Below are 19209 nucleotides of genomic sequence, written 5' to 3' on the forward strand. Positions count from 1 at the left end.
GGGGGCTAGACGCGCAGCCGGTGGCGCGGGCCGACCTCGGACGGCTCCGAGTCCCGGGCGTACCGGATCGCCTCGGCCTGCTCGATGAGCTGGTCGCTGCTGAGCTGGCACGCCGTCGTCCCGGTCACCGCGAGCCACGCCATCTCCAGGCTGCCGTCCGCACTGATCTGCGCCGACCATCGGGTCGGCGACGGCTGGGTGGCGACGACCACGACACCGACCCGGCCGAGTGCGGCGAGCTGCGCGTCGAGGCTCTGGAGCTGGCGCGAATACTCCCCCCACGCGTCGGCGATGAAGAGCAGATGGGTCGACCACGCGGTGTCGGTGATGTTGTTGACCCGGGCCGCGATCGTGTCGGTGGTGCGGGCGTCGCGCAGCATCGCCGAGTTGATCGCCGCACGCTTCGCGATCCGGGCGATGGCGTCGTCGACCGAGACCGCCACCCGGACCCGGCGCGGGTTGAGCTCGGCGAGCGCGCCCATGTCCGCGGTGCTGAACCCGGCGACCACGACCGACGTGTCATCGGCCCAGGAGACCGTGGCGGCCTCGGCGGCGAGGAAGCGCAGCAGGTCGTCGCAGCACTGCGGGTTGCCGACGAGGGAGATCAGACCGGTGCGCTCGCCGTCGACGAAGAGCTCGCCACCCTGCGCCCAGGTGCCGACACTCAGCAGGCCGGGCAGGAGCGACGGCGCCGGGCTGGACTCACTGATGTGCGCGGTCGCGGGCAGTGACCAGGTGTTGGGCGAGCGCACCTCGAACGGTGACGGCGGATCCTCGCACGGTGTGGCGAGGATGACGGCGAGATCGCCGCCGTGCTGCCACGCCGCGGCGATGTCCGGCATCTCCCAGGCGGCCCGTCCGCCGAGCCCGATGGTGAGCCGCCGCAGACCGGAGTCGAGCCGGTCGGCGGCCCGGTGCTTGGCGGCCTGACGGGCCTCGCTCTCGGTGGTGTGGCGGTAGATCGGCGCGTTGCGCCTGCGCTTGACGCGAAGCTGGTTGATCCGACGCGTACGCCGGCGCCGCAGCACGACATGCGCCGCGAGCACGCTGAAAGCGGCGAAACCGGCGCTGGCCGCGAGGACCTGCATCCCCGGATCGGCAGCACTGTCCGTCGTGGAGTGATCGGGCTGGGCGGCACGGGTCGGGGCCTGCGCAACCGGGGCCTGCACAACGGGGGCCTGCGTGGCGGGTGCCTTCGACGGCGGCGGCGCCTTCGAGGGCGCGACGCTCGGCGTGACGGCCACCGACGGCGACGGCGCGGGAGTGGACGGTGCCGGAGTGGGTGCCGGCGGGGCCTGGGTCGGCGGAGCGGGCGGCTTCACCGAGGGGGTGACGAGCCGACCGGTCGCGTGCCGGGTGACACCCCGGTCGCTGGCGTCGGTCGGGAGCACGATCCGCCAGCCGGGCTGGATGTGGTTGGGGTTGCGGATCAGGCCCGGGTTGAGCGCCGCGATCTGCCGGTACCGGTCGAAGTCCCCGGTGAACCGCTGCGCGATGCGGCCCAGGTAGTCGTGCTTGCGCACCACGTAGACGGGTCGGGTGATCTGCGGCTGCGTCGGCTCGGCCACGTGTGCGGCACCGGCGTGCACGGAGGCGTAGACGGCGGTGTAGATCGGCGCGTGCGTGGGCGGGCTCACGACGGTCGGGTCGGCGAAGGTCGGCGTACCCGACGAGACGACCGAGACCACCGGGACGGGCGGCGCCGCGGTGGAGACGCTGACCCCGGCGAAGACCGCGATGACCGCGCCGACCAGGATCGCCGCGAGGCGCTGCTGGAAGCCGAGGCCGGGCAGGCGGGGCGCGCGGCGCCCGCGGAGCTGCGCGGGGATCTCGACGAGCACGCTCAGCGAGAAGGTGAGCCAGGCGAGCCAGGCGACGACGGCGAGCAGCCTCATGAAGAGCGAGCCGTTGTCGGGCGAGGTCAGCAGGGTGCCGATCTCCTCGAAGCTGGGCACGTGGCGCGGCAGCGGGTTGCCCGCGACCTCCATGAGCAGCAGCGGCACACCGGCCACCACTGCGACCGTGCCGACGAGGGCGGTCAGACCCGCGACGAGGCGACTGAGCCAGTGCCGTCCGGAGCGCTGTCGTTGTGCCATGGTCCCCACCCTTCCTGGCCGATCTTAATAGAGTCAGGTCTATCTAACGACTAGCGTAGCGGTCGCCTTGCCGATTGCGGTCCACGTCGGACCACCGATTGGTGACAGGCCGATCGGGTTGTTGTAAGTGACCCGCGCGGTCACCGTGAGCATCTGATTGCTGTCGACCACCACCGTTCCGGTGGCACCCGCCGCACGAAGGTAGTTCTGGGCGGCGGTCACGGCGAGGCCCGGATTGATCCGCTTGGGCTGGCCCAGGATGGCCGACCCCGGATCGATCGCCTGTCCCGCCGCGCGGGCCGCCTCGGCCGCGATGTTGTAAGCCTTCTCGTGCGCACGCACCCGACCGCCGCCGATGATGACGAGCGAGACGATGGCCATCCAGGCGGGGGCGATGATGGCGAAGTAGACGGCGATGGCCCCGGCATCTCGACCGCGGCGAATGCGCATCATGTCCGGCTCCGGTAGGTGTCGAGTGGACTCACGAAGGAGGAGTTCAGCGTGATGAAGTCGCTGATCGGCAGGCCCGGCAGGTCGAGGATGTCGCGCAGGTCGACTCTGCAGCTCACGGTGACGGTGACGGTGGCCGTCTGGCCCGGAGGGACCGCGAAGCCGGTCAGATTCGGCGTCACCGTCAGCGGCTGGCAGGTGAAACCCTGCCCGGCGAAGGAGGCGTTCGCCGCCGTGTTCGCCTGCGCCCGTGCCGTCGCCTCGGTACGAGCCAGGCTGGCGCTCCGCGCGGCGTCGTATGCTGCCGAGTCGGCGACCTGACGCGCCATGGCGACCCGGCCGGTGAAGGTGATCATGGTCATCATGGCGGCGGCGACGGGCAGCATGAGCACCAGTTCGATGGTGGCCGAACCACTGTCCGACCCGCGACGCCACATCTCAGCTCACCCTCTCGATCGGACGGACAGCACGCTGCAGGACGCGGATGGTGATGCCGGGGACGAGCGTCGGCATGTCACCGCTGACGATCACGGTGACCGACGTCGGGGTGGTGATCTGGTTGACCTGCACGTTGTTCAACCCCGGCCCCATGGCGTCGATGAACTCGCGCGCCTTGGCCGCCCCGGTGGTGCGCTCGCTGGCGTCATAGGAACGCGCCGCGTTGACTCCCTGCGATGCCGCGCCGATCGCGATGGAGCGGGCATAGAAGTAGAGGCCGGCGTGGATCACCATGAGGGTGATCAGCACCGTCGGGACGGCGATGATCACCATCTCGATGGGGCCGTCACCTTGGTCGTGTCTCCCGCTGCGACCGGCCGGCCGCAGCGGGAAACGCCGACGCTCAGTCGTTCCGCTCATGGCTCACGGAAGGGTGGTGAGGCGGGTGTTGGCGTAGGTGATGAGGACTGCGGCGATCGCGGCGGCGCCGATCGCGATGACCGTGACCATGATGACGTAGGGCACGGGGCCCTCGCCGGCCTCACGGCGGGTCGGGCTGGTGAGTTCCTGAATCCGGGTGGAGAGTGCCACCGTCATCTTCAGCAACATGGGGGTGTCCTTCCTTCTACTGGGTGAACATGTTGGACATCAGCGGGTACCCGATGAGCACGAGAAGAATGATGATCAACATGGTTGCTGGGATGTCCAGCTTGGAGGTGCGGGTCTTCGCCAGCTCCACGGCCTTGGCCCGGTTCTGGTCCTGCAGTGACGACGCCTGAGCACGCAGCGTCTGGTAAACCTGCGCACCGTCGTTGCCGGCGCTGCGCATGATGTCGGCGAAGCTGGTCAGCTCCACCACATCGATATCGGCCGCCAGGTTCTTGATCTCTTCCCATGGCGTACGCATCTGAAGCTGCGCGGTGAGCAGAGCCGTCCGGAGCCGGACGTAGGGCCAGCCGTCGCAGATGCCGGCCGCTCGCTCCATCGCCTCCACCGCGCCGTGTCCCGACCGCACCTGGTGCGCGGTGAGCGCGCAGTAGGTGCACAGAGCCCGGACGAACTCGGAGCGGGCCGCCTTGGCCCGGGACCGCATGTCCAGGTGGGCCATGAGTCCGAAGAGGACCGTCAGCACGAGCGTCGCGCCGACCGGGATCGCTATCGGCACCGAGATCCGGGACACCACGAGGAAGACCGTGATGATCAGCGGCAGGAAGAACCCGAGCGCGGCCGAGAGCCCGACGCTGAAGAGGTGGCGCTCCGGCGTGCGACCGAGGATGTTCAGGTCGGTCGCCGGCATCCGGATCGGCAGCTCCCGCGGTTTCGGCGGCGCGGCGGCGACCTCGGGCGCGATCTGCACGCCGGCCGGGTGCAGCCGCCGCAGCGCCGGGCCGAGCGCGGGACGGCCGGGGACGAGCTGCACGACCAGCAGGAAGAGTCCATAACCGACGACCGCGCCGGCGGTGACGGCGATGCCGAGCCAGACATTGGGCTGCAGGACCATCAGCGCACCAGCTCGAGCTCGGTGGAGGGCGCCTTGGGCTGCTGGTCGGCGCGGAGCAGGCGCGGCAGCTTCGGCGGCAGGGAAAGGGATCTGATCCACAGCATCAGCGCGATGTAGAGACCGGCGAGGACCACCAGGATCGTCTGCCCGAGGAACGATTTGTAGGGCGCCGCGTAGTTGGCGTTGAGCGCGCCGAAGACCAGCAGCACGAGGGTGAATCCGGTGAGGAAGCGCACCGTGAAGCGCGCGGTCGACCGCTCACTGTCCACCATGGCCCGGGAGTTGACCTCCTCGGTCAGGGCGTGCGCCACATCGACGAGCGCTGCGTGCAGACCCTCACCCGCATCGGCGAGCTGCAGGATCAACGGCGCCACGACCTCGTCGCAGCCGTAGTCGTCGAGGTCGTCGGCGAATGCCCGCAGTGCCGAGATCGGGTTGACACCCGCCTGCAGCCGGGCCGCGAGCGTGCGGATCTCGTCCCCGATCAGCGGGGGCGCGTTGCGCGCGGTCGCGACGATCGCCGCCTGGAGGCCGATGCCGTTGCGCACGTAGTCGCTCAGGCGCCGGGTCCACGCCTCCAGCGCCGACAGCCGCGCGATGGCCTTCTTCTCCGCGGTCGCCGAGGCGAAGAGCCAGGGCAGGCCCGGAATCGCCAGCATGATGACGAGGCCGCCGATCGGCCAGCCGGTGAAGATCCAGGTCAGCGCTCCCGCGCAGACCGCCACGATCAAAAGCGTCTGATGGGTACGCCGTTCCGCCGCCGACCGCCCGGGCCCCTGCCAGAATCCCCGGAACCACAGCGCGGTGGGGGAAGCGGGGCCGATGGGCTTCGTCGTACCGATGATCCACACCACGACCAGCGCGATACCGGACCCGAGCAGCAGGAAGGCGAAGATCGCCAGGAGCTGGATCATTGCCGCCTCACCCGCTGTACGTGGAGGTCACGAGTCCACGAGCCCCGGTTGTGGGGACCGGCCTCGATATAGGGGATCAGCTCACGCGGGTCGTAGCCGACGTCCATCAGGTCGTCCCGGATCCGCTCCGGCAGGTGCTTGGGGACCGCCCGGCCGTCGGGTCCGGGGCTGAAGACGCTCGTCATCACGACCCGGTCCTCGCGCATGCCGCCGACCTCGATGACGTGCGAGACGAAGCGGTGCTCCTGGCCGCCGATGGCCCGCTCGTCGACGACCGCGACGTAGACGATGAGGTCGATGCCCTGGGCGGCCATCCGCATCGCCTGGTCGGGGCCCATGTCGTTGCCGTAGGAGCAGGCGAGCTGGACGATCGAGTCCATCACCTCGCGAGCCGCCCGGGCGTGGATGGTGCACATCGCGCCCCGGCTGACGGTCATGGCGCGCAGCATCGGCACGATCTCCCGGCCGCGGGTCTCACCGACGATCACCCGGCGTACGCCGAGCCGCTGCGTGATCGGCATCATGTCGTGCAGCGTCTTCTCGCCGCGCCGCTTGCCGCTGGCGTCGTATTCACCGTGGCCCTGCAACGCCTCCAGGCTGATCACCCAGTTGGCGCCGACGGGCTCGTGCAGGCCGAGCTCCCGGGACTCCTCCAGCGTGATGTAGGGCTCGGCGGCTGGAATCGTCCGCCCGAGCGCCCGGAGCAGGGTCGTCTTGCCCGAGCCCGCGAGCCCGGCGATCATGATGTTGGCGCCGGACTCCAGCGCCTTGGTGAGGAATCGGTAGAGCAGCAGGTCGATCATTCCGAACCGGTCCCGCAGCTCCTCCAGCGACGCGTCGAAGAGGCTGTGCTTGCGGATGTAGACGATCGGCCGGGGCGAGACCTTGTAGAGCACGGTCATCCGGGACCCGTCGGGGAGCTGCATGTCGAGCTCGGGGTTGGACTCCGAGAGCTGCCGCTCGGTCGCCGCGACCCGCATCGCCAGCACCTGCAGCATCGTGATCAGCTCGTCGTCGCTCTCGGCGACGGGCTCACCCCGGGTCCGCGAGCCGTCGGCGTGGTGCAGCAGCACCTGGTCGCAGCCGATGATGTGGACGTTGGTGATCCGCGGATCGTCGAGCAGCCGCTGCAGGCGTCCCGCACCGAACATGCCGGCGACCAGGGCGTCGAGCAGCGCCTGCTCCTGTGCGGGGCTGACGGGCTGACCGGCGTGGGCCATGCCGACGGCGTAGTCGGCGATCACCTCGCGGCCGACCCGCTCGGCCATCTCGCGCCGATAGGCCGTGGTCACGTTGGCCGCGTCGGCGAGGAGCCGGGTGAGGGTGTCGGTGACCCGTCCGTGCAGCAGCCGAACGACGTTGTAGTCGACCTCGGGCGGCCGGGCGGCGTGGGCCGGCACGACCTGACCTCGGTAGACCGGGTTGTGCCCGTTGATCCGCACCGGTTCGAGGGCGTCGTGAGCTGAGGGGATGGGCACGAAGCGGGGCTGGGTCATCGGGTCACCGGGATGGGCTGGGTGTCCCACTGCGCGATCGGGGTGATGTTGCGCAGGGTGCGGATCGCGGTGTCGATGGTGCCGAAGGCACCCATCGCCGACTTCATCAGCGGTCCGTTGCGACGCCCGCGACCGTCGCCGCAGAGCGCGGCGGCGGTCTTCGGATCCCAGGCGATGTTGGCCACGACGGGAGTGTTGAGGTTGCGGGTGATCTCGCGAGCGGAGATGCCGCCGCCGACGAGGACCAGCCCGAGGTTGCCGCTGGGCCCTTCGGCACCGGGCAGCTCACGGCGCAGCGTGCTGATCGCCGCGACCGCCGGTGAGACGGTCCGCAGCGAGGTGGGACGCATGACCAGCAGGACCAGGTCGGCACGGTGCAGCAGCGGCCACGGCGCGTAGTGCGTCGAGAGGCGGCCGCAGTCGGCGATGACGAGGTAGGGCGAGTGGGCGAAGAGCTCGCCGAGCCGGGCCCAGGACGGCTGCAGCGAGGCGGCCTGGGTCGGATCGGCGATGCCCTGCAGGGCCAGCCGCTTCTGCTTGGGCGGGTCCAGGTCGATGAGCTGGCCGGTGAGGTCGTGCTCCGCGCTGCCGCGCAGCACCGAGCCCGCCAGCGGGAGGATGCCCCGGTCGGCCGGGAGATCGTATTTGGCGAGGTAGCCGGCGAGCAGGTCGCCGCCGGCCGGATCGCACTCGGCGAGCAGGGTCGGAGCGGGCCAGGCCAGCGTGCAGGCGAGCGCCGCGGTGGAGACACCGGGCGAGCCCTTGGCAGAGACCATGGCGATGAGCGGCATGATCAGTTCTCCATCAGCGAGACCACGATGCGGTCGTCCGCCGAGAGGCTCGCGACCGTCGGCGCGTCGGTCACCGCGACCTGGACGTCGACGAGCGTCTCTCCGGGCTGGACGCCGGGAGAGATGTCGACGACCGTCGCCACGATCGTGCGCGGCGGGGTCAGGTCACTGGGCTGGCCCTCGCCACCGACGACGGTTTTCGAGGGCAGCACGACGAGCAGGACCGAGGCACCCGCGGTGAGGCGGCTGGCGGGCAGGTGCCCCTCCTTGAGCTTCATGCCGATGAGCTGGAACCCCGGCGCCGGGATCGGCGAGTCGGTGAGCTGGTCCATCGTGATGAGCGCGCCGGGAACCAGCGCCATCTTGGCGTGCAGGCCGACGACCGAGCGCAGCTTCGTGGCCGGAACCGGCTGGAGGCCGACCGCCTCGTTGATCCGCACGATGATGAGGTCGCTCGCCTGGATCTCGGCACCGGAGGTGATCGGCCGCGCCACGGCCAGGTAATCCTGCGTCGTGCCCATCCGCAGCACCACGTAACCGGCGGTCAGCGCCCCCACGACGATCAGCAGGACCGCAAGGGCGCCTTGCATGATCGATCGACGTCGCGGCGCCGACCTGGCGACCGCGATCGGCGCGGCCGACGGTCGGTTCGTCGTCATGCTGGTCATTGCGTTACCACCTGCATCTCATCGATCCTGATCGTTGCCGTGGAGCTCCGGGTGATCGTGACCGACCCGGACGCCCCGCCACCGGACCAGGTCACGTTCCAGGTCGTGGTGGCCGTGATGGTGTATCGCCCACCCGGCTGGCTGTGCGAGTTCTTCAGATAGCGCGCGTAGCCGCAGTTGGGCGACGTCCTGTTTCCGTAACTGGCGACGTAGGCGGTGCCCCGATTGGCGCAGGTCACAGAGTGACCGTCGCCCATGTTCCAGACGATCTTGCTGGGTGTGGCTCGCGCCGTGACCGTCCGGCCCGGCACGGAGGCCGATGCGGTGGCCGTGTTCCACGAGGCGGCGTTGGTCCACATCCAGACCGGGAGGCCGACCAGTCCGGCCCCCGCCCGTGTTCGGCGCGATCTGGATCACCGGAGCCCGGACCGGCAACCGGTTGATCGCCTGGAGGGCGAGACTGATCGCGGACGGCAGACCGCCGTAGCCCGGTGGCGGGCTGGTCAGGTAGACGGTGTTGACCGCCTCCCAGCCCGCACCGCCGCCGCCCCAGCACCACACCGTGTACATGTAGCCGTTGGCGGGGTTGTGGCCGCCCCAGGCGGGGTCGTTGAAGGGAAGGTCGAGGCGGTCGTAGAAGCAGGAGTTGGTCGGATTGAACCAGCCGAGGCCGTTGCGGTGGCAGTTGATCCAGCCGAGCTGCTCGTGCAGGCACTGACCGGCGCCGCCACCACCGCCTCCGCCGCCTCCCCCACCGCCGCCCCCGCCACCGCCGCCACCACCGGTGACGACGATGTAGCAGGAGCCGCTGTTGGGCGGGCAGTAGATGTAGTCGGCATGCGCGGGCGCCTGGGCGATGACGACGAGGCCACCCGCGACCAGGAATCCGGTGAGAAGCTGTGCCACACGACGGATCAACATGATGACCCTCTATCTCCGGCCGACTCGACCCAGCGCCAGACGCCGTCGGCGTAGAGGCCTGCGCGCAGCGTGACGGGGTAACGCTTGTTCTGGCCGGGTGCGGCCACCGATTTGCGGGTCTGCTTGACGATCGTGTCCGTGCCGGAGTCGTCCACACATGCCTCCACGACGATGGAGGTCGGGCTCACGGAGACGACCCGACGCAATGTGATCTTGGGAGCTCCGGTACGGATGAGCCCCTGCTCCTTCATGAGGTCCAGGTCCCGCTCCAGGGCGGAGCCGAACCGGCCACCGGCGTAGCGGAAGAGGGGTCGCTTCTCGGGGTCCGCGTTCCAGTCGTACTCGCCGCGCTGACCGGCCTTGACATAGATGTCGGTGAGGGCCATGTAGGCTGCCCATGCCTTGTCGACCAGCGCCTGCTCCTCCGAGCTGAGCGCGGGCCCGGCGGTGACGGGTGTGATCGGCCGGACCGGCTTCGAGGGGGTCCCCTCCTCCGCAGGTGCCGCGCAGCCCACCAGGGCGCAGGTCAGCGCCGCTGCGGCCAGGGCTGCCACCGCGGCCGACCGTCCTTTTAGGCTTGCTGGCTTCACATCGACCCCCCGGTCACCACAGCCGTTAGAATTCCCACCCGATCATGCATGCGTATACGTAAACCCTGGCGTCCCCGAAGGGCCGATCGTACGATGACTCGCGCCTATGTAACAAGGGGTGAGGAATGGCCATACGTACAGTATTCGATGACGAATATTCTGAGCGGCCAGAACGTCGCGCACTGTCGAATGTGGTGCGTTTCGCGCTGGTGACGGGGCCGCTGCGGTGGCTCATCGCAACCCATCAGGTCGCGGGCGGTGAGCCCGCCCGGCGGACCTGCGCGGAGTGCGGCACCCGGCTGTGGCCGAGCGTCGGCAACCCGTTCGGACGATGCCCCTTCGGCCATCGGGTCGGCGCCCCGGCATGGCTCGTCGAAATACTGGTAATCGTCTCGATTGCCCTGGTGGTGCTGCTTTCCGGACCGCGGCCCGCGGCGGCCTTCTGGCTCGGCTGCGCCATCGTCCTGGGCACCATCGACGGCCTGGTGCACCGGTTGCCGCTGCCGCTCGTCGGAGTCATGGCGGGCGGCACCGCCGCGCTGCTCGCCCTCGACGCGGCGCTCGGCGGCGGCTGGGACAACCTGGTCCGGGCGGGTCTCGCCGCGGCGGGGCTCGGCGTCCTGTTCTTCCTCCTGTGCCTGCCCCGCAACGGCTTCGGCCTCGGCGACGCCACGCTCGCCGTGCCGATCGGCCTCGCCCTCGGCTGGTTCGGCTGGTCCGCGGTGCTGATCTGGGCGCTGCTGGCGAGCCTGCTCGCGGGGGCCACCGGCGTGGCGCTGCTCCTGCTGGGCAAGGCGTCGCGCCAGACCCGGATCCCCATGGGCCCTTACATGCTGATAGCCACCGTGCTCGCGGTGGCTATCAGCTGAGTCCGTTCGGGCTCGTCCACAGGGAAAGCCGTGGCAGGCCCGAACGGACCCATCTGGAGGGAAACCCTGCCCGGTCGCCCTCCGTGGATCGTTTCCCGGCCCGTCTTCCGGGCCACGATCCGGTGTCCCCGTCCCGCTTCGTGGCGGAGCGTGCCCACGTCACCTCTGCCTGGACACGCTCCGCCGCGAAGCGGGACGGGGTGGCTATCTCTATCGGCGGGGCAGGCCACCCTCCGCGATGGTCCGCCGGTACCAGTGGGCGCTCTCCTTCAACGTCCGCTGCTGCGTCGCGTAGTCGACGTGGATCAGCCCGAACCGCTTGTCGTAACCGAGTGCCCACTCGAAGTTGTCCAGCAGCGACCAGACGAAGTAGCCCCGTAGGTCTACCCCGGCCTCGATCGCCTCATGCGCGGCCGCGAAGTGCGCGTGGAGATACTCGATGCGCTCGGCGTCGGGGATCCGGCCGTCGTCGTCGATCCGGTCGGCGTAGGCTGCGCCGTTCTCCGTGATGATGACCGGCACGTCGTTGTAGTCGCGACGGAGCCGCAGCAGCAGGTCCCGCAGGCCAGTGGGGTCGATGGTCCAGTCCATCGCGGTCTGCGGGCCGGGCGTCTTGTGGAACGCCACCGACTCCGAGCCCGGGAAGGGCCACGGACCGGTCGCCGGCTCCTCGGCCGCGCTGACCAGGTCGGGCTGGTAATAGTTGGCGCCGACCATGTCGATCGGCGTGCTGATCACCGCGAGGTCGCCCGGCTGGACGAAGGCCCAGTCGGTCACGTCCTTGGTGTCGGCGAGCACGTCCGCGGGGTAGCTGCCGCGCAGGATCGGGTCGAGGAAGAGTCGGTTGAGCAGGCCGTCGATGCGGCGGGCCGCGTCGAGGTCGGCCGGGCTGTCCGTGACCGCCCGGACGGCGCCCTGGTTCAGGGCGATGGAGACCTGCGCCGAGGGCGCGATCGCGCGTACCCGTCGAACCGCCAGTCCGTGTGCGAGGAGCAGGTGGTGAGCCGCGGCGAGCGACCCGGCGGGGTCGATGCGGCCCGGCGCGTGCACGCCCGAGCCGTAACCGAGGAAGGCCGAGCACCAGGGCTCGTTGAGGGTGCACCAGAGCTTGACGCGGTCGCCGAGGCGCTCGGCCATCAGCGCGGCGTAGTCGCCGAAGCGGTGCGCGGTGTCCCGGTTGAGCCAGCCGCCCTCATCCTCCAGCGCCTGCGGGAGGTCCCAGTGGTAGAGGGTCGCGACGGGGTTGATCCCGCGCTCCATCAGCTCGTCGACGAGCCGGTCGTAGAACCCGATGCCGGCCGGGTTGGCCGGACCGCGGCCACCCGCCTGCACCCGGGGCCAGGAGACCGAGAACCGGTAGGCCGAGAGCCCGATCTCGGACATCAGCGACACGTCCTGGCGGTAGCGGTGGTAGTGGTCCGTCGCCTCTTCGCCCGTGTGCCCGGCGACCGTCTTGCCCGGAGTCGCGCTGAACGTGTCCCAGATGGATGGCGATCGGCCGTCCACGCTCGCGGCGCCCTCGATCTGATAGGCGGCGGTCGCTGCACCCCACCAGAATCCGGTAGGAAACCGCAGGTCAACGCGGTCGTCGGTGGCGATTACCTCGGTCTGCATGAGGGTGGTCATCCCTTCGGCACTGCTACGTGGGCATTGGAGAGCGCTCTCCAGGCGTGTCCACAGGTTCCCGCCTCACTCGCCCCCTGTCAAGTATGTGGACGCGGTCATCCTGACGAATCTCTGAAGAGTCCGTTCCGATCGCCGATGCCCCCGCCGGTACGCCCCCCAATGCCGTTTGCCAGCGGCGATAGCGGTCACTCCTTGACAGCGCCGAAATTTTGCCGTAACACTCCGGAGAGCGCTCTCCATGGTCGATACACCCCGGATGCACCTTGGATTAGGCAGGAGATCCCCCCATGCAACCCCGCTCCCCCGGCATAAGATCACTCAAAACCTGGCACTGGCGTGCCATAGCGCCCGCCGCGGTCGCGGCCCTCGCCGCCTCGCTGATCATGATCGCCCCGCTCACCTCGGCCAACGCCGCCGACACCCTCATCTCGCAGGGCAAGCCCGTGCTTGCGTCCTCCCTCGAGACCGCGGGCGACACCGCCGAGAACGCCGTCGACGGCAACGTCGGCACCCGCTGGGCCAGCGCCCACAGCGATCCGCAGTGGATCCGCATCGACCTCGGCGCCACCGCCAGCATCAGCCAGGTCATCCTGCGCTGGGAGGGCGCCTACGCGACGTCCTTCCAGATCCAGACGTCGGCCGACGGCACCACCGGCTGGACCCCGATCTACACCACGACCACCGGCCCCGGCGGGTTGCAGACCCTCAACGTGACCGGCAGCGGTCGCTACATCCGGATGTACGGCACGGTCCGGGCCAACGGCTACGGCTACTCCCTCTGGGAGTTCCAGGTCTACGGCTCCTTCGGCGGCACGCCGCCGGCGACCTGTGGCACCGTCAACGCCGCGCTGAACCAGCCGGCCACCGCCTCCTCCACCGAGAACGCCCAGGCCAACCCGGCCTCGGCAGCGGTCGACGGCAACGCGGGCACCCGCTGGGCCAGCATCTTCGCCGACCCGCAGTGGCTGCGCGTCGACCTCGGCAGCACCAAGTCGATCTGCAAGGTCGAGCTGGTGTGGGAGGCCGCCTACGCAACGAGCTTCCAGATCCAGACCTCGGCCGACGGCACCACCGGCTGGACCCCGATCTACACCACCACCACGGGCACAGGCGGCACGCAGTCGCTCGACGTGACCGGCTCCGGTCGCTACATCCGGATGAACGGCACAGCCCGGGGCAGCGGCTACGGCTACTCGCTGTGGGAGTTCCGGGTCTTCACCGGCGCCGGCCCCAGCACCTCGCCGAGCACGCAGCCGAGCACCTCCCCCAGCTCCTCGCCGCCGCCGCAGGGCAACTGGACGACGATCTGGAGCGACGACTTCAACGGCGCGGCCAACACCTCGCCGAGCGCGGCCAACTGGCTGCTCCGCACCGGTACGCAGTACCCGGGCGGTGCCGCCAACTGGGGCACCGGCGAGATCGAGACCGCCAGCGCCTCCACTGCCAACGTCTACCTCGACGGCAACGGCAAGCTCAACATCAAGGCGATCCGCGACGGTGCCGGTGCCTGGACCTCGGGCCGCATCGAGACCCAGCGCCTCGACTTCGCACCCGCCCCCGGTGAGCTGCTGAAGTTCTCCGCCACCCTGCAGCAGCCCAACGTGGCCAACGGCCTGGGCTACTGGCCCGCCTTCCGGGCCACCGGTGCCGCCTACCGGGGCAACTACAACAACTGGCCGGGCGTCGGCGAGACCGACATCATGAGCGGGGTCAACGGCCGCAGCCAGTCGTCGAACACCCTGCACTGCGGCACGGCGCCCGACGGCGTCTGCGGTGAGTACAACGGCCGCACCAGCGGACTGGCGAGCTGCACCGGCTGCCAGACCGGCTTCCACGAGTACTCCCAGGTCATCGACCGCACCAAGACCGACGAAGAGATCCGCTTCTACCTCGACGGCTTCCAGACCTGGGTCGTCCGGGAGAGCCAGGTCGGCGTCGCCGCCTGGCAGGCAGCCATCCAGCACGGCTTCTACCTCCGCTTCGACCTGGCGATCGGCGGCCTCTACCCCAACGCCATCGCCGGCGAGACGGTCCCCACGCCCAACACCACGTCGGGCGGCATCCTGAGCGTCGACACGGTCTCCGTGTCGAAGCAGGTCGGCACCACCGCGCCCGCGATGACCGACCCGGCCGTCCCCGGCGGTCCGAGTGTCGTCGCCGTCACCGGTACGCAGGGCAACTGGCAGCTGCGCGTCGGCGGCCAGCCGTGGACCGTCAAGGGCCTCACCTACGGCCCGCCGCAGGCGGCGGCCGACGGCTACATGCGCGACCTGAAGAACATGGGCGTCAACACGATCCGCACCTGGGGCGTGGATGACGCCAACACCCCCACGCTGCTCAACAAGGCGGCTCAGCAGGGCATCAAGGTGATCGTCGGGCACTGGCTCAACCAGGGCGCCGACTACGCCAACGACGCCGCATACAAGAACGCGACGAAGACCGAGATCGTCAACCGGGTCAACGCGCTCAAGAACAACCCGGGCGTCCTGATGTGGGACGTCGGCAACGAGGTCATCCTGACGATGCAGGACCACGGTTACACGCCGGCCGAGGTCGAGGCCCGCCGGATCGGCTACGCGAAGTTCGTCAACGAGCTCGCGGTCGCGATCCACGCGGCGGACCCCAACCACCCGGTCACGTCGACCGACGCCTACACGTTCGCCTGGACCTACTACAAGGCGTACTCCCCGGCGCTGGACCTGCTCGCGGTCAACTCCTACGGTGCCGTCGGCAACATCAAGCAGGACTGGATCAACGGCAACTACAGCAAGCCCTACATCGTCACCGAGGCCGGTCCGGACGGCGAGTGGGAGGTGCCCAACGACATCAACGGGGTGCCGACCGAGCCGACCGACCTGCAGAAGAAGGCGATGTACACGGCGAGCTGGAACACGATCATCGGACACACCGGGGTCGCCCTCGGCGCCACCGAGTTCCACTACGGCCTGGAGAACGACTTCGGCGGCGTCTGGCTCAACACCTTCACCGGTGGCTGGCGGCGTACGGGTTACCACTCGCTCAAGCAGGCCTACACGGGCACGCCCTCGGCGAACACCTCGCCGGAGATCAACAGCATGACCGTGAGCAACCAGACGGCCGTACCCGCCGGTGGCACCTTCACCGTCAACGTGGGCGTCAGCGACCCGCAGGGCGACCAGATCCGCTACAACCTGATGTTCAGCAACAAGCACATCACGGGCGGCACCGGTTTCAGCAACGTCCGGTTCACCCAGACCGGCAACGGTGCCTTCACGGTCACCGCACCGGAGCAGCTCGGGGTGTGGAAGGTGTACGTCTACGCCTTCGACGGCCAGGGCAACGTCGGCATCGAGCAGAAGTCCTTCAAGGTGGTGCCGCCGACGATCCCGGGCACGAACATCGCCCTGGGCAAGACGGTCACCGCGTCGAGCTACCAGCCGACCGGCACCAACGGGCCGCAGCTGCCCTCCTACGCCGTCGACAACAACTACTCGACCCGCTGGGCGAGCGAGTGGCTGCCGACCGCATGGGTCCAGGTCGACCTGGGTTCGGTGCAGACCTTCAACCGCGTGCTCCTCGCGTGGGAGGCGGCCTACGCCACCGGCTACCAGCTCCAGGTCTCCAACGACGGCACCAACTGGACGAACGTCTACACCACCACCAGCGGTAACGGTGGCTTCGACGACATCACCGCGACCGCCACCGGACGCTACGTCCGCGTGAACGGCACGGCGAAGGCGACCGCCTACGGCTACTCGCTGTGGGAGTTCGGCATCTACAAGAACTAGGTGCTCCACCTCGGCCCGATCATCGACCTTCCGGAACGTCTCCAGGAGTGCGATGATCGGGCCGATCCTGTAGGCAACGGGCCTGACCAGCGCAATCGGACATCAACCGGAGAGCGCTCTCCACTCCTTGTGGTATAAAGGCCACCATGAGCAATGACGTGACCCCCGCGCCGCGGCTGCCAACCCTCGAGGATGTGGCGTTGGCGGCCGGAGTCTCCCGGGCCACCGTCTCGCGCGTCATCAACAACACGCGCAACGTCGATCCCGCCCTGCACACGACCGTCTGGGAGGCGGTCGCAGCCACCGGATACGTGCCCAACAAGGCAGCCCGCTCTCTCGTGACCCGCCGCGCCGGAGCCGTCGCGCTGGTCATCTCCGAGGGCGAGAGCCGCACCGCCGACGACCCCTTCATGGGGCGCTTCCTCGGCGACCCCTTCTTCGGCCGCGTCGTCTGGGGCACCCTCAGCGTCCTCAGCCCGGCCGGGCTGCACCTGCCGCTGAAGCTCGCCGGCAACGACGAGTCACGCACGCAGCTCATCGGTGAGCTGCGCCAGGGCCACTTCGACGGTGCCCTCGTCATCTCGCTGCACCCGCAGGACACCTTTCCGCGACAGCTCACCGAGGCCAACGTGCCGTCGGTGCTCTTCGGCCGGCCCGCCGAACCGCTGCCGATCAGCTATGTCGACATCGACCATGCCGTCGCCGCTCGGCTCGCCGCCGACGCGTTGATGCAGCGTGGCTGCCGTTCGATCGCGACGATCTCCGGATCGCTGGACATGCCCGCCGGTCACGACCGGCTGACCGCTTTCCGGTCGGCGATGGCACAGCGGGGGTATGCGTACATCCCCTCCATCGAGGGGAACTACACCCAGGAGAGCGGCGAGCGGGCGATGGAGCGGCTCCTCGTCGAGCATCCCGAGGTGGACGGGCTGTTCGTCGCCAACGACCTCATGGCTCAGGGCGCCCTGATGGTGCTTCGTGATCATGGGAAACGCGTTCCTGGGGATGTCGCCGTGGTCGGCTTCGACGACTCCAGCGCCGCGCTCGCCAGCCGGCCGCCGTTGACCACGGTGCGGCAGCCGGTCGAGGAGATGGCTGCGGAAATGGCTCGGCTGCTGCTGGCGCAGATCGATGCGCCCGAGCATCGGACCACTTCGGTGATCTTTGAACCCACGTTGGTCGCCCGCCAGTCGGCTTAGGTCCGGTGACGTGGGGTACGCAGCCGGTTCGGCTCGGCGCGTGCCTCCGGAGACGGCCGGGCGTGCTTTCTTCGCGGATGCACGCCCGGCCCCCGTCCCGATCGCCCGTGAATGCGCGCTCAGGGCTCGGGCGCGCTTACCGGCCCCTACAGCGGGCAAGATCGTGCCGCTTCGCGGAAGTAGGCCCTACCAGCATGCTCCGAGGGGACTGTTTCCCGGAACTGGGCTGATCATGGCGGTCGTCCTGGCGACGGAGGCGGGGAGTGTGGATCACCACGCACCGACCGTCGGGCGGCGCCCCTTCAGCACCAACTCTTGAAGAGTTGTGGCGATCTTGGGCTGCTGAACACCGCCCCTGGAGTGCATCGCCTCGACCGTTGAGCTACGCTCCCAAGCCCGCAAGCAGCGAGCTTGTAACGAAGCGGAAATCACCTCTTGACACCCAACGTGACGAAGACCATGCTGCCTGGGATGGGAGAGCGCTCTCCCATCACCTAAAGAGCAGACGAACACACCCCAGTCTCCTGTTGGAGGAATCCATGCGTCTCATCAACGACGGCGGGATCCGGCGTCGCCGGATCGTCGCCGTGGCGGGCTCCTTGCTCGCCGCCACCCTGGTTATGACGACTGCCGCCTGTGGTTCGGACTCGGACACCGCGAGCAACGAAAAAGTGAAGCTGACCGTCGCGACGTTCGGTGAGTTCGGGTATAAGGCGTTGTACACGGAGTACATGGCTGCGCATCCGAATATCGAGATCGTGGAGCGGATCACGAAGACCGAGGATCACCAGAAGAACCTGGCGGCGCACCTCGCCACGAATAGTGGTGCGGCGGATATCGAGGCGATCGAGGAGGGTTGGGTCGGTCAGTTCACGTCGCAGCCGGGGAAGTTCTATGACTGGATGGAGTACGGCGGGGCGGAGTTGAAGTCGGCGTGGCCGGCGTGGAAGTGGCAGCAGGCGTCGTCTCCGGATGGGAAGGTCATCGGTCTGGGTACGGATGTCGGCGGGATGGCGATGTGCTACCGCAAGGATCTGTTCGCGAAGGCGGGTCTGCCGACGGACCGGGCTGAGGTGTCGAAGCTGTGGCCGACGTGGGATGAGTTCATCGCGACGGGTGTGAAGTTCGAGGCGGCCAAGCCCGGTGCGAAGTTCATGGACGGTCCGGCGGTGATGTACCGGTCGATCCTGGGTCAGCAGCCGGTGGGTATCTACGACGGTGACAAGGTCGTGGTGGACAGCGCGCCGGGTGTGAAGACGGCGTGGGATCTGACGATCAAGGCGATGAACGCGGGGTTGTCGGCGAAGATCGCGGCGTGGACGCCGGACTGGAACACGGGTATGGCGAAGGGGACGTTCGCGACCCTGGCGTGCCCGTCGTGGATGATGGCGTATATCCAGACGCAGGCCAAGGACACCGCGGGTAAGTGGGACATCGCTGATGTGCCCGGTGGTGGCGGTAACTGGGGCGGTAGCTTCCTGACGCTGCCCAAGCAGGGCAAGCACGTCAAGGAGGCCAGTGAGTTGGCGAAGTGGCTGGTGGCTCCGGAGCAGCAGGCGAAGGTGTTCCGCGCGGTCGGCAACTTCCCGTCGACGGTGTCGCTGTACGAGGACTCGGTGATCAAGGACTTCAAGAACCCGTTCTTCTCCGACGCCCCGGTCGGCGCGATCTTCTCCAAGAGTGTCAAGACGATGGTGCCGCAGTACATGGGCCCGAAGTCCGGTGACGTCAACACCGCGGTCATCAACGGCCTGACCCGTGTCGAGCAGGGCAAGCAGACCCCCGACGAGGCCTGGACCCAGGTCCTCAAGGACGTCAAGGCCCTCCTGTAACACCCCACCCGGGCCGGCCCCCACGCACACACCGTGCACCAAGGGGCCGGC

Annotated in this window: 17 protein-coding genes; 4 read left to right on the top strand and 13 right to left on the bottom strand. The window is 69.0% G+C overall.

Annotated elements, in window-relative coordinates; all coding sequences use genetic code 11:
• Positions 1–5: 5 nt before the first annotated feature.
• Genes F4553_RS14740 through F4553_RS14795 form a run of 12 tightly spaced genes read right to left on the bottom strand, consistent with a single transcriptional unit; the run spans position 6 to position 9829 of the window.
• Positions 6–2096 (bottom strand): LysM peptidoglycan-binding domain-containing protein, encoded by a 2091-nt coding sequence (locus F4553_RS14740; RefSeq protein WP_184836354.1) that lies wholly within the window; start codon positions 2094–2096, stop codon positions 6–8.
• Positions 2097–2135: 39 nt separating this feature from the next.
• Complete coding sequence (locus tag F4553_RS14745) at positions 2136–2549, bottom strand: hypothetical protein (RefSeq protein ID WP_184836356.1); 414 nt, start codon at positions 2547–2549, stop codon at positions 2136–2138.
• Positions 2546–2983 carry a TadE/TadG family type IV pilus assembly protein gene (locus F4553_RS14750; protein WP_184836357.1) on the bottom strand — a complete coding sequence of 146 codons (438 nt, stop codon included), beginning with the start codon at positions 2981–2983 and terminating at the stop codon, positions 2546–2548. Before F4553_RS14750 ends, F4553_RS14745 begins: the two co-directional genes overlap by 4 nt.
• A gap of 1 nt (position 2984) precedes the next feature.
• Positions 2985–3404: a TadE family protein gene (locus F4553_RS14755; RefSeq protein WP_184836359.1), complete on the bottom strand. Its 420-nt coding sequence runs from the start codon at positions 3402–3404 to the stop codon at positions 2985–2987.
• A gap of 3 nt (positions 3405–3407) precedes the next feature.
• Complete coding sequence (locus F4553_RS14760; RefSeq protein WP_184836361.1) at positions 3408–3593, bottom strand: hypothetical protein; 186 nt, start codon at positions 3591–3593, stop codon at positions 3408–3410.
• A 16-nt stretch (positions 3594–3609) separates the two neighbouring features.
• Positions 3610–4485 carry a type II secretion system F family protein gene (locus F4553_RS14765; protein ID WP_184836363.1) on the bottom strand — a complete coding sequence of 292 codons (876 nt, stop codon included), beginning with the start codon at positions 4483–4485 and terminating at the stop codon, positions 3610–3612.
• Positions 4485–5399 carry a type II secretion system F family protein gene (locus F4553_RS14770; protein ID WP_184836364.1) on the bottom strand — a complete coding sequence of 305 codons (915 nt, stop codon included), beginning with the start codon at positions 5397–5399 and terminating at the stop codon, positions 4485–4487. The genes F4553_RS14765 and F4553_RS14770 overlap by 1 nt, the downstream gene beginning before the upstream one ends.
• The gene (locus tag F4553_RS14775) at positions 5396–6895 is read right to left on the bottom strand and encodes a TadA family conjugal transfer-associated ATPase (RefSeq protein ID WP_184836366.1); all 1500 of its coding nucleotides are present in this window, start codon (positions 6893–6895) and stop codon (positions 5396–5398) included. The genes F4553_RS14770 and F4553_RS14775 overlap by 4 nt, the downstream gene beginning before the upstream one ends.
• Positions 6892–7686, bottom strand: a complete 795-nt coding sequence (locus tag F4553_RS14780) for a P-loop NTPase family protein (RefSeq protein ID WP_184836368.1) — start codon at positions 7684–7686, stop codon at positions 6892–6894. The genes F4553_RS14775 and F4553_RS14780 overlap by 4 nt, the downstream gene beginning before the upstream one ends.
• 2 nt (positions 7687–7688) lie before the next feature.
• The gene (locus F4553_RS14785; RefSeq protein WP_184836370.1) at positions 7689–8345 is read right to left on the bottom strand and encodes an SAF domain-containing protein; all 657 of its coding nucleotides are present in this window, start codon (positions 8343–8345) and stop codon (positions 7689–7691) included.
• A 27-nt stretch (positions 8346–8372) separates the two neighbouring features.
• Positions 8373–9275, bottom strand: coding sequence for a hypothetical protein (locus F4553_RS40145; protein ID WP_221469895.1), 903 nt, complete (start codon positions 9273–9275; stop codon positions 8373–8375).
• Positions 9269–9829, bottom strand: a complete 561-nt coding sequence (locus F4553_RS14795; protein ID WP_184836372.1) for a hypothetical protein — start codon at positions 9827–9829, stop codon at positions 9269–9271. The genes F4553_RS40145 and F4553_RS14795 overlap by 7 nt, the downstream gene beginning before the upstream one ends.
• A 230-nt stretch (positions 9830–10059) precedes the next feature.
• Here F4553_RS14795 and F4553_RS14800 point away from each other — a divergent pair, with 230 nt between their 5' ends.
• Positions 10060–10734 carry an A24 family peptidase gene (locus F4553_RS14800; protein ID WP_184836374.1) on the top strand — a complete coding sequence of 225 codons (675 nt, stop codon included), beginning with the start codon at positions 10060–10062 and terminating at the stop codon, positions 10732–10734.
• Positions 10735–10944: 210 nt separating this feature from the next.
• On the opposite strand, the gene F4553_RS14805 is transcribed toward F4553_RS14800, so the two are convergent.
• Positions 10945–12348, bottom strand: coding sequence for a GH1 family beta-glucosidase (locus F4553_RS14805; protein ID WP_184836376.1), 1404 nt, complete (start codon positions 12346–12348; stop codon positions 10945–10947).
• A gap of 299 nt (positions 12349–12647) precedes the next feature.
• Here F4553_RS14805 and F4553_RS14810 point away from each other — a divergent pair, with 299 nt between their 5' ends.
• The 3 genes from F4553_RS14810 (at position 12648) to F4553_RS14820 (ending at position 19158) form a co-directional block, all read left to right on the top strand.
• Positions 12648–16127 (top strand): discoidin domain-containing protein, encoded by a 3480-nt coding sequence (locus F4553_RS14810; RefSeq protein WP_376776218.1) that lies wholly within the window; start codon positions 12648–12650, stop codon positions 16125–16127.
• A gap of 146 nt (positions 16128–16273) precedes the next feature.
• On the top strand, positions 16274–17326 hold the full coding sequence (locus tag F4553_RS14815) for a LacI family DNA-binding transcriptional regulator (protein ID WP_184836377.1): 1053 nt from the start codon (positions 16274–16276) through the stop codon (positions 17324–17326).
• A gap of 539 nt (positions 17327–17865) precedes the next feature.
• The gene (locus tag F4553_RS14820) at positions 17866–19158 is read left to right on the top strand and encodes an ABC transporter substrate-binding protein (protein WP_184836379.1); all 1293 of its coding nucleotides are present in this window, start codon (positions 17866–17868) and stop codon (positions 19156–19158) included.
• Positions 19159–19209 lie beyond the last annotated feature (51 nt).

It is taken from the genome of Allocatelliglobosispora scoriae, assembly GCF_014204945.1.
Taxonomy (GTDB): domain Bacteria; phylum Actinomycetota; class Actinomycetes; order Mycobacteriales; family Micromonosporaceae; genus Allocatelliglobosispora; species Allocatelliglobosispora scoriae.

Excerpts from the sequence above, each read along its gene's own strand:
- F4553_RS14755 (WP_184836359.1), bottom strand. The coding sequence starts at position 3,404 with ATGAGCGGAACGACTGAGCGTCGGCGTTTCCCGCTGCGGCCGGCCGGT.
- F4553_RS14780 (WP_184836368.1), bottom strand. The coding sequence starts at position 7,686 with ATGCCGCTCATCGCCATGGTCTCTGCCAAGGGCTCGCCCGGTGTCTCC.
- F4553_RS14760 (WP_184836361.1), bottom strand. The coding sequence starts at position 3,593 with ATGTTGCTGAAGATGACGGTGGCACTCTCCACCCGGATTCAGGAACTC.
- F4553_RS14815 (WP_184836377.1), top strand. The coding sequence starts at position 16,274 with ATGAGCAATGACGTGACCCCCGCGCCGCGGCTGCCAACCCTCGAGGAT.
- F4553_RS14810 (WP_376776218.1), top strand. The coding sequence starts at position 12,648 with ATGCAACCCCGCTCCCCCGGCATAAGATCACTCAAAACCTGGCACTGG.
- F4553_RS14805 (WP_184836376.1), bottom strand. The coding sequence starts at position 12,348 with ATGCAGACCGAGGTAATCGCCACCGACGACCGCGTTGACCTGCGGTTT.
- F4553_RS14820 (WP_184836379.1), top strand. The coding sequence starts at position 17,866 with ATGCGTCTCATCAACGACGGCGGGATCCGGCGTCGCCGGATCGTCGCC.
- F4553_RS40145 (WP_221469895.1), bottom strand. The coding sequence starts at position 9,275 with ATGTTGATCCGTCGTGTGGCACAGCTTCTCACCGGATTCCTGGTCGCG.
- F4553_RS14740 (WP_184836354.1), bottom strand. The coding sequence starts at position 2,096 with ATGGCACAACGACAGCGCTCCGGACGGCACTGGCTCAGTCGCCTCGTC.
- F4553_RS14785 (WP_184836370.1), bottom strand. The coding sequence starts at position 8,345 with ATGACGACGAACCGACCGTCGGCCGCGCCGATCGCGGTCGCCAGGTCG.
- F4553_RS14745 (WP_184836356.1), bottom strand. The coding sequence starts at position 2,549 with ATGATGCGCATTCGCCGCGGTCGAGATGCCGGGGCCATCGCCGTCTAC.
- F4553_RS14765 (WP_184836363.1), bottom strand. The coding sequence starts at position 4,485 with ATGGTCCTGCAGCCCAATGTCTGGCTCGGCATCGCCGTCACCGCCGGC.
- F4553_RS14750 (WP_184836357.1), bottom strand. The coding sequence starts at position 2,983 with ATGTGGCGTCGCGGGTCGGACAGTGGTTCGGCCACCATCGAACTGGTG.
- F4553_RS14775 (WP_184836366.1), bottom strand. The coding sequence starts at position 6,895 with ATGACCCAGCCCCGCTTCGTGCCCATCCCCTCAGCTCACGACGCCCTC.
- F4553_RS14770 (WP_184836364.1), bottom strand. The coding sequence starts at position 5,399 with ATGATCCAGCTCCTGGCGATCTTCGCCTTCCTGCTGCTCGGGTCCGGT.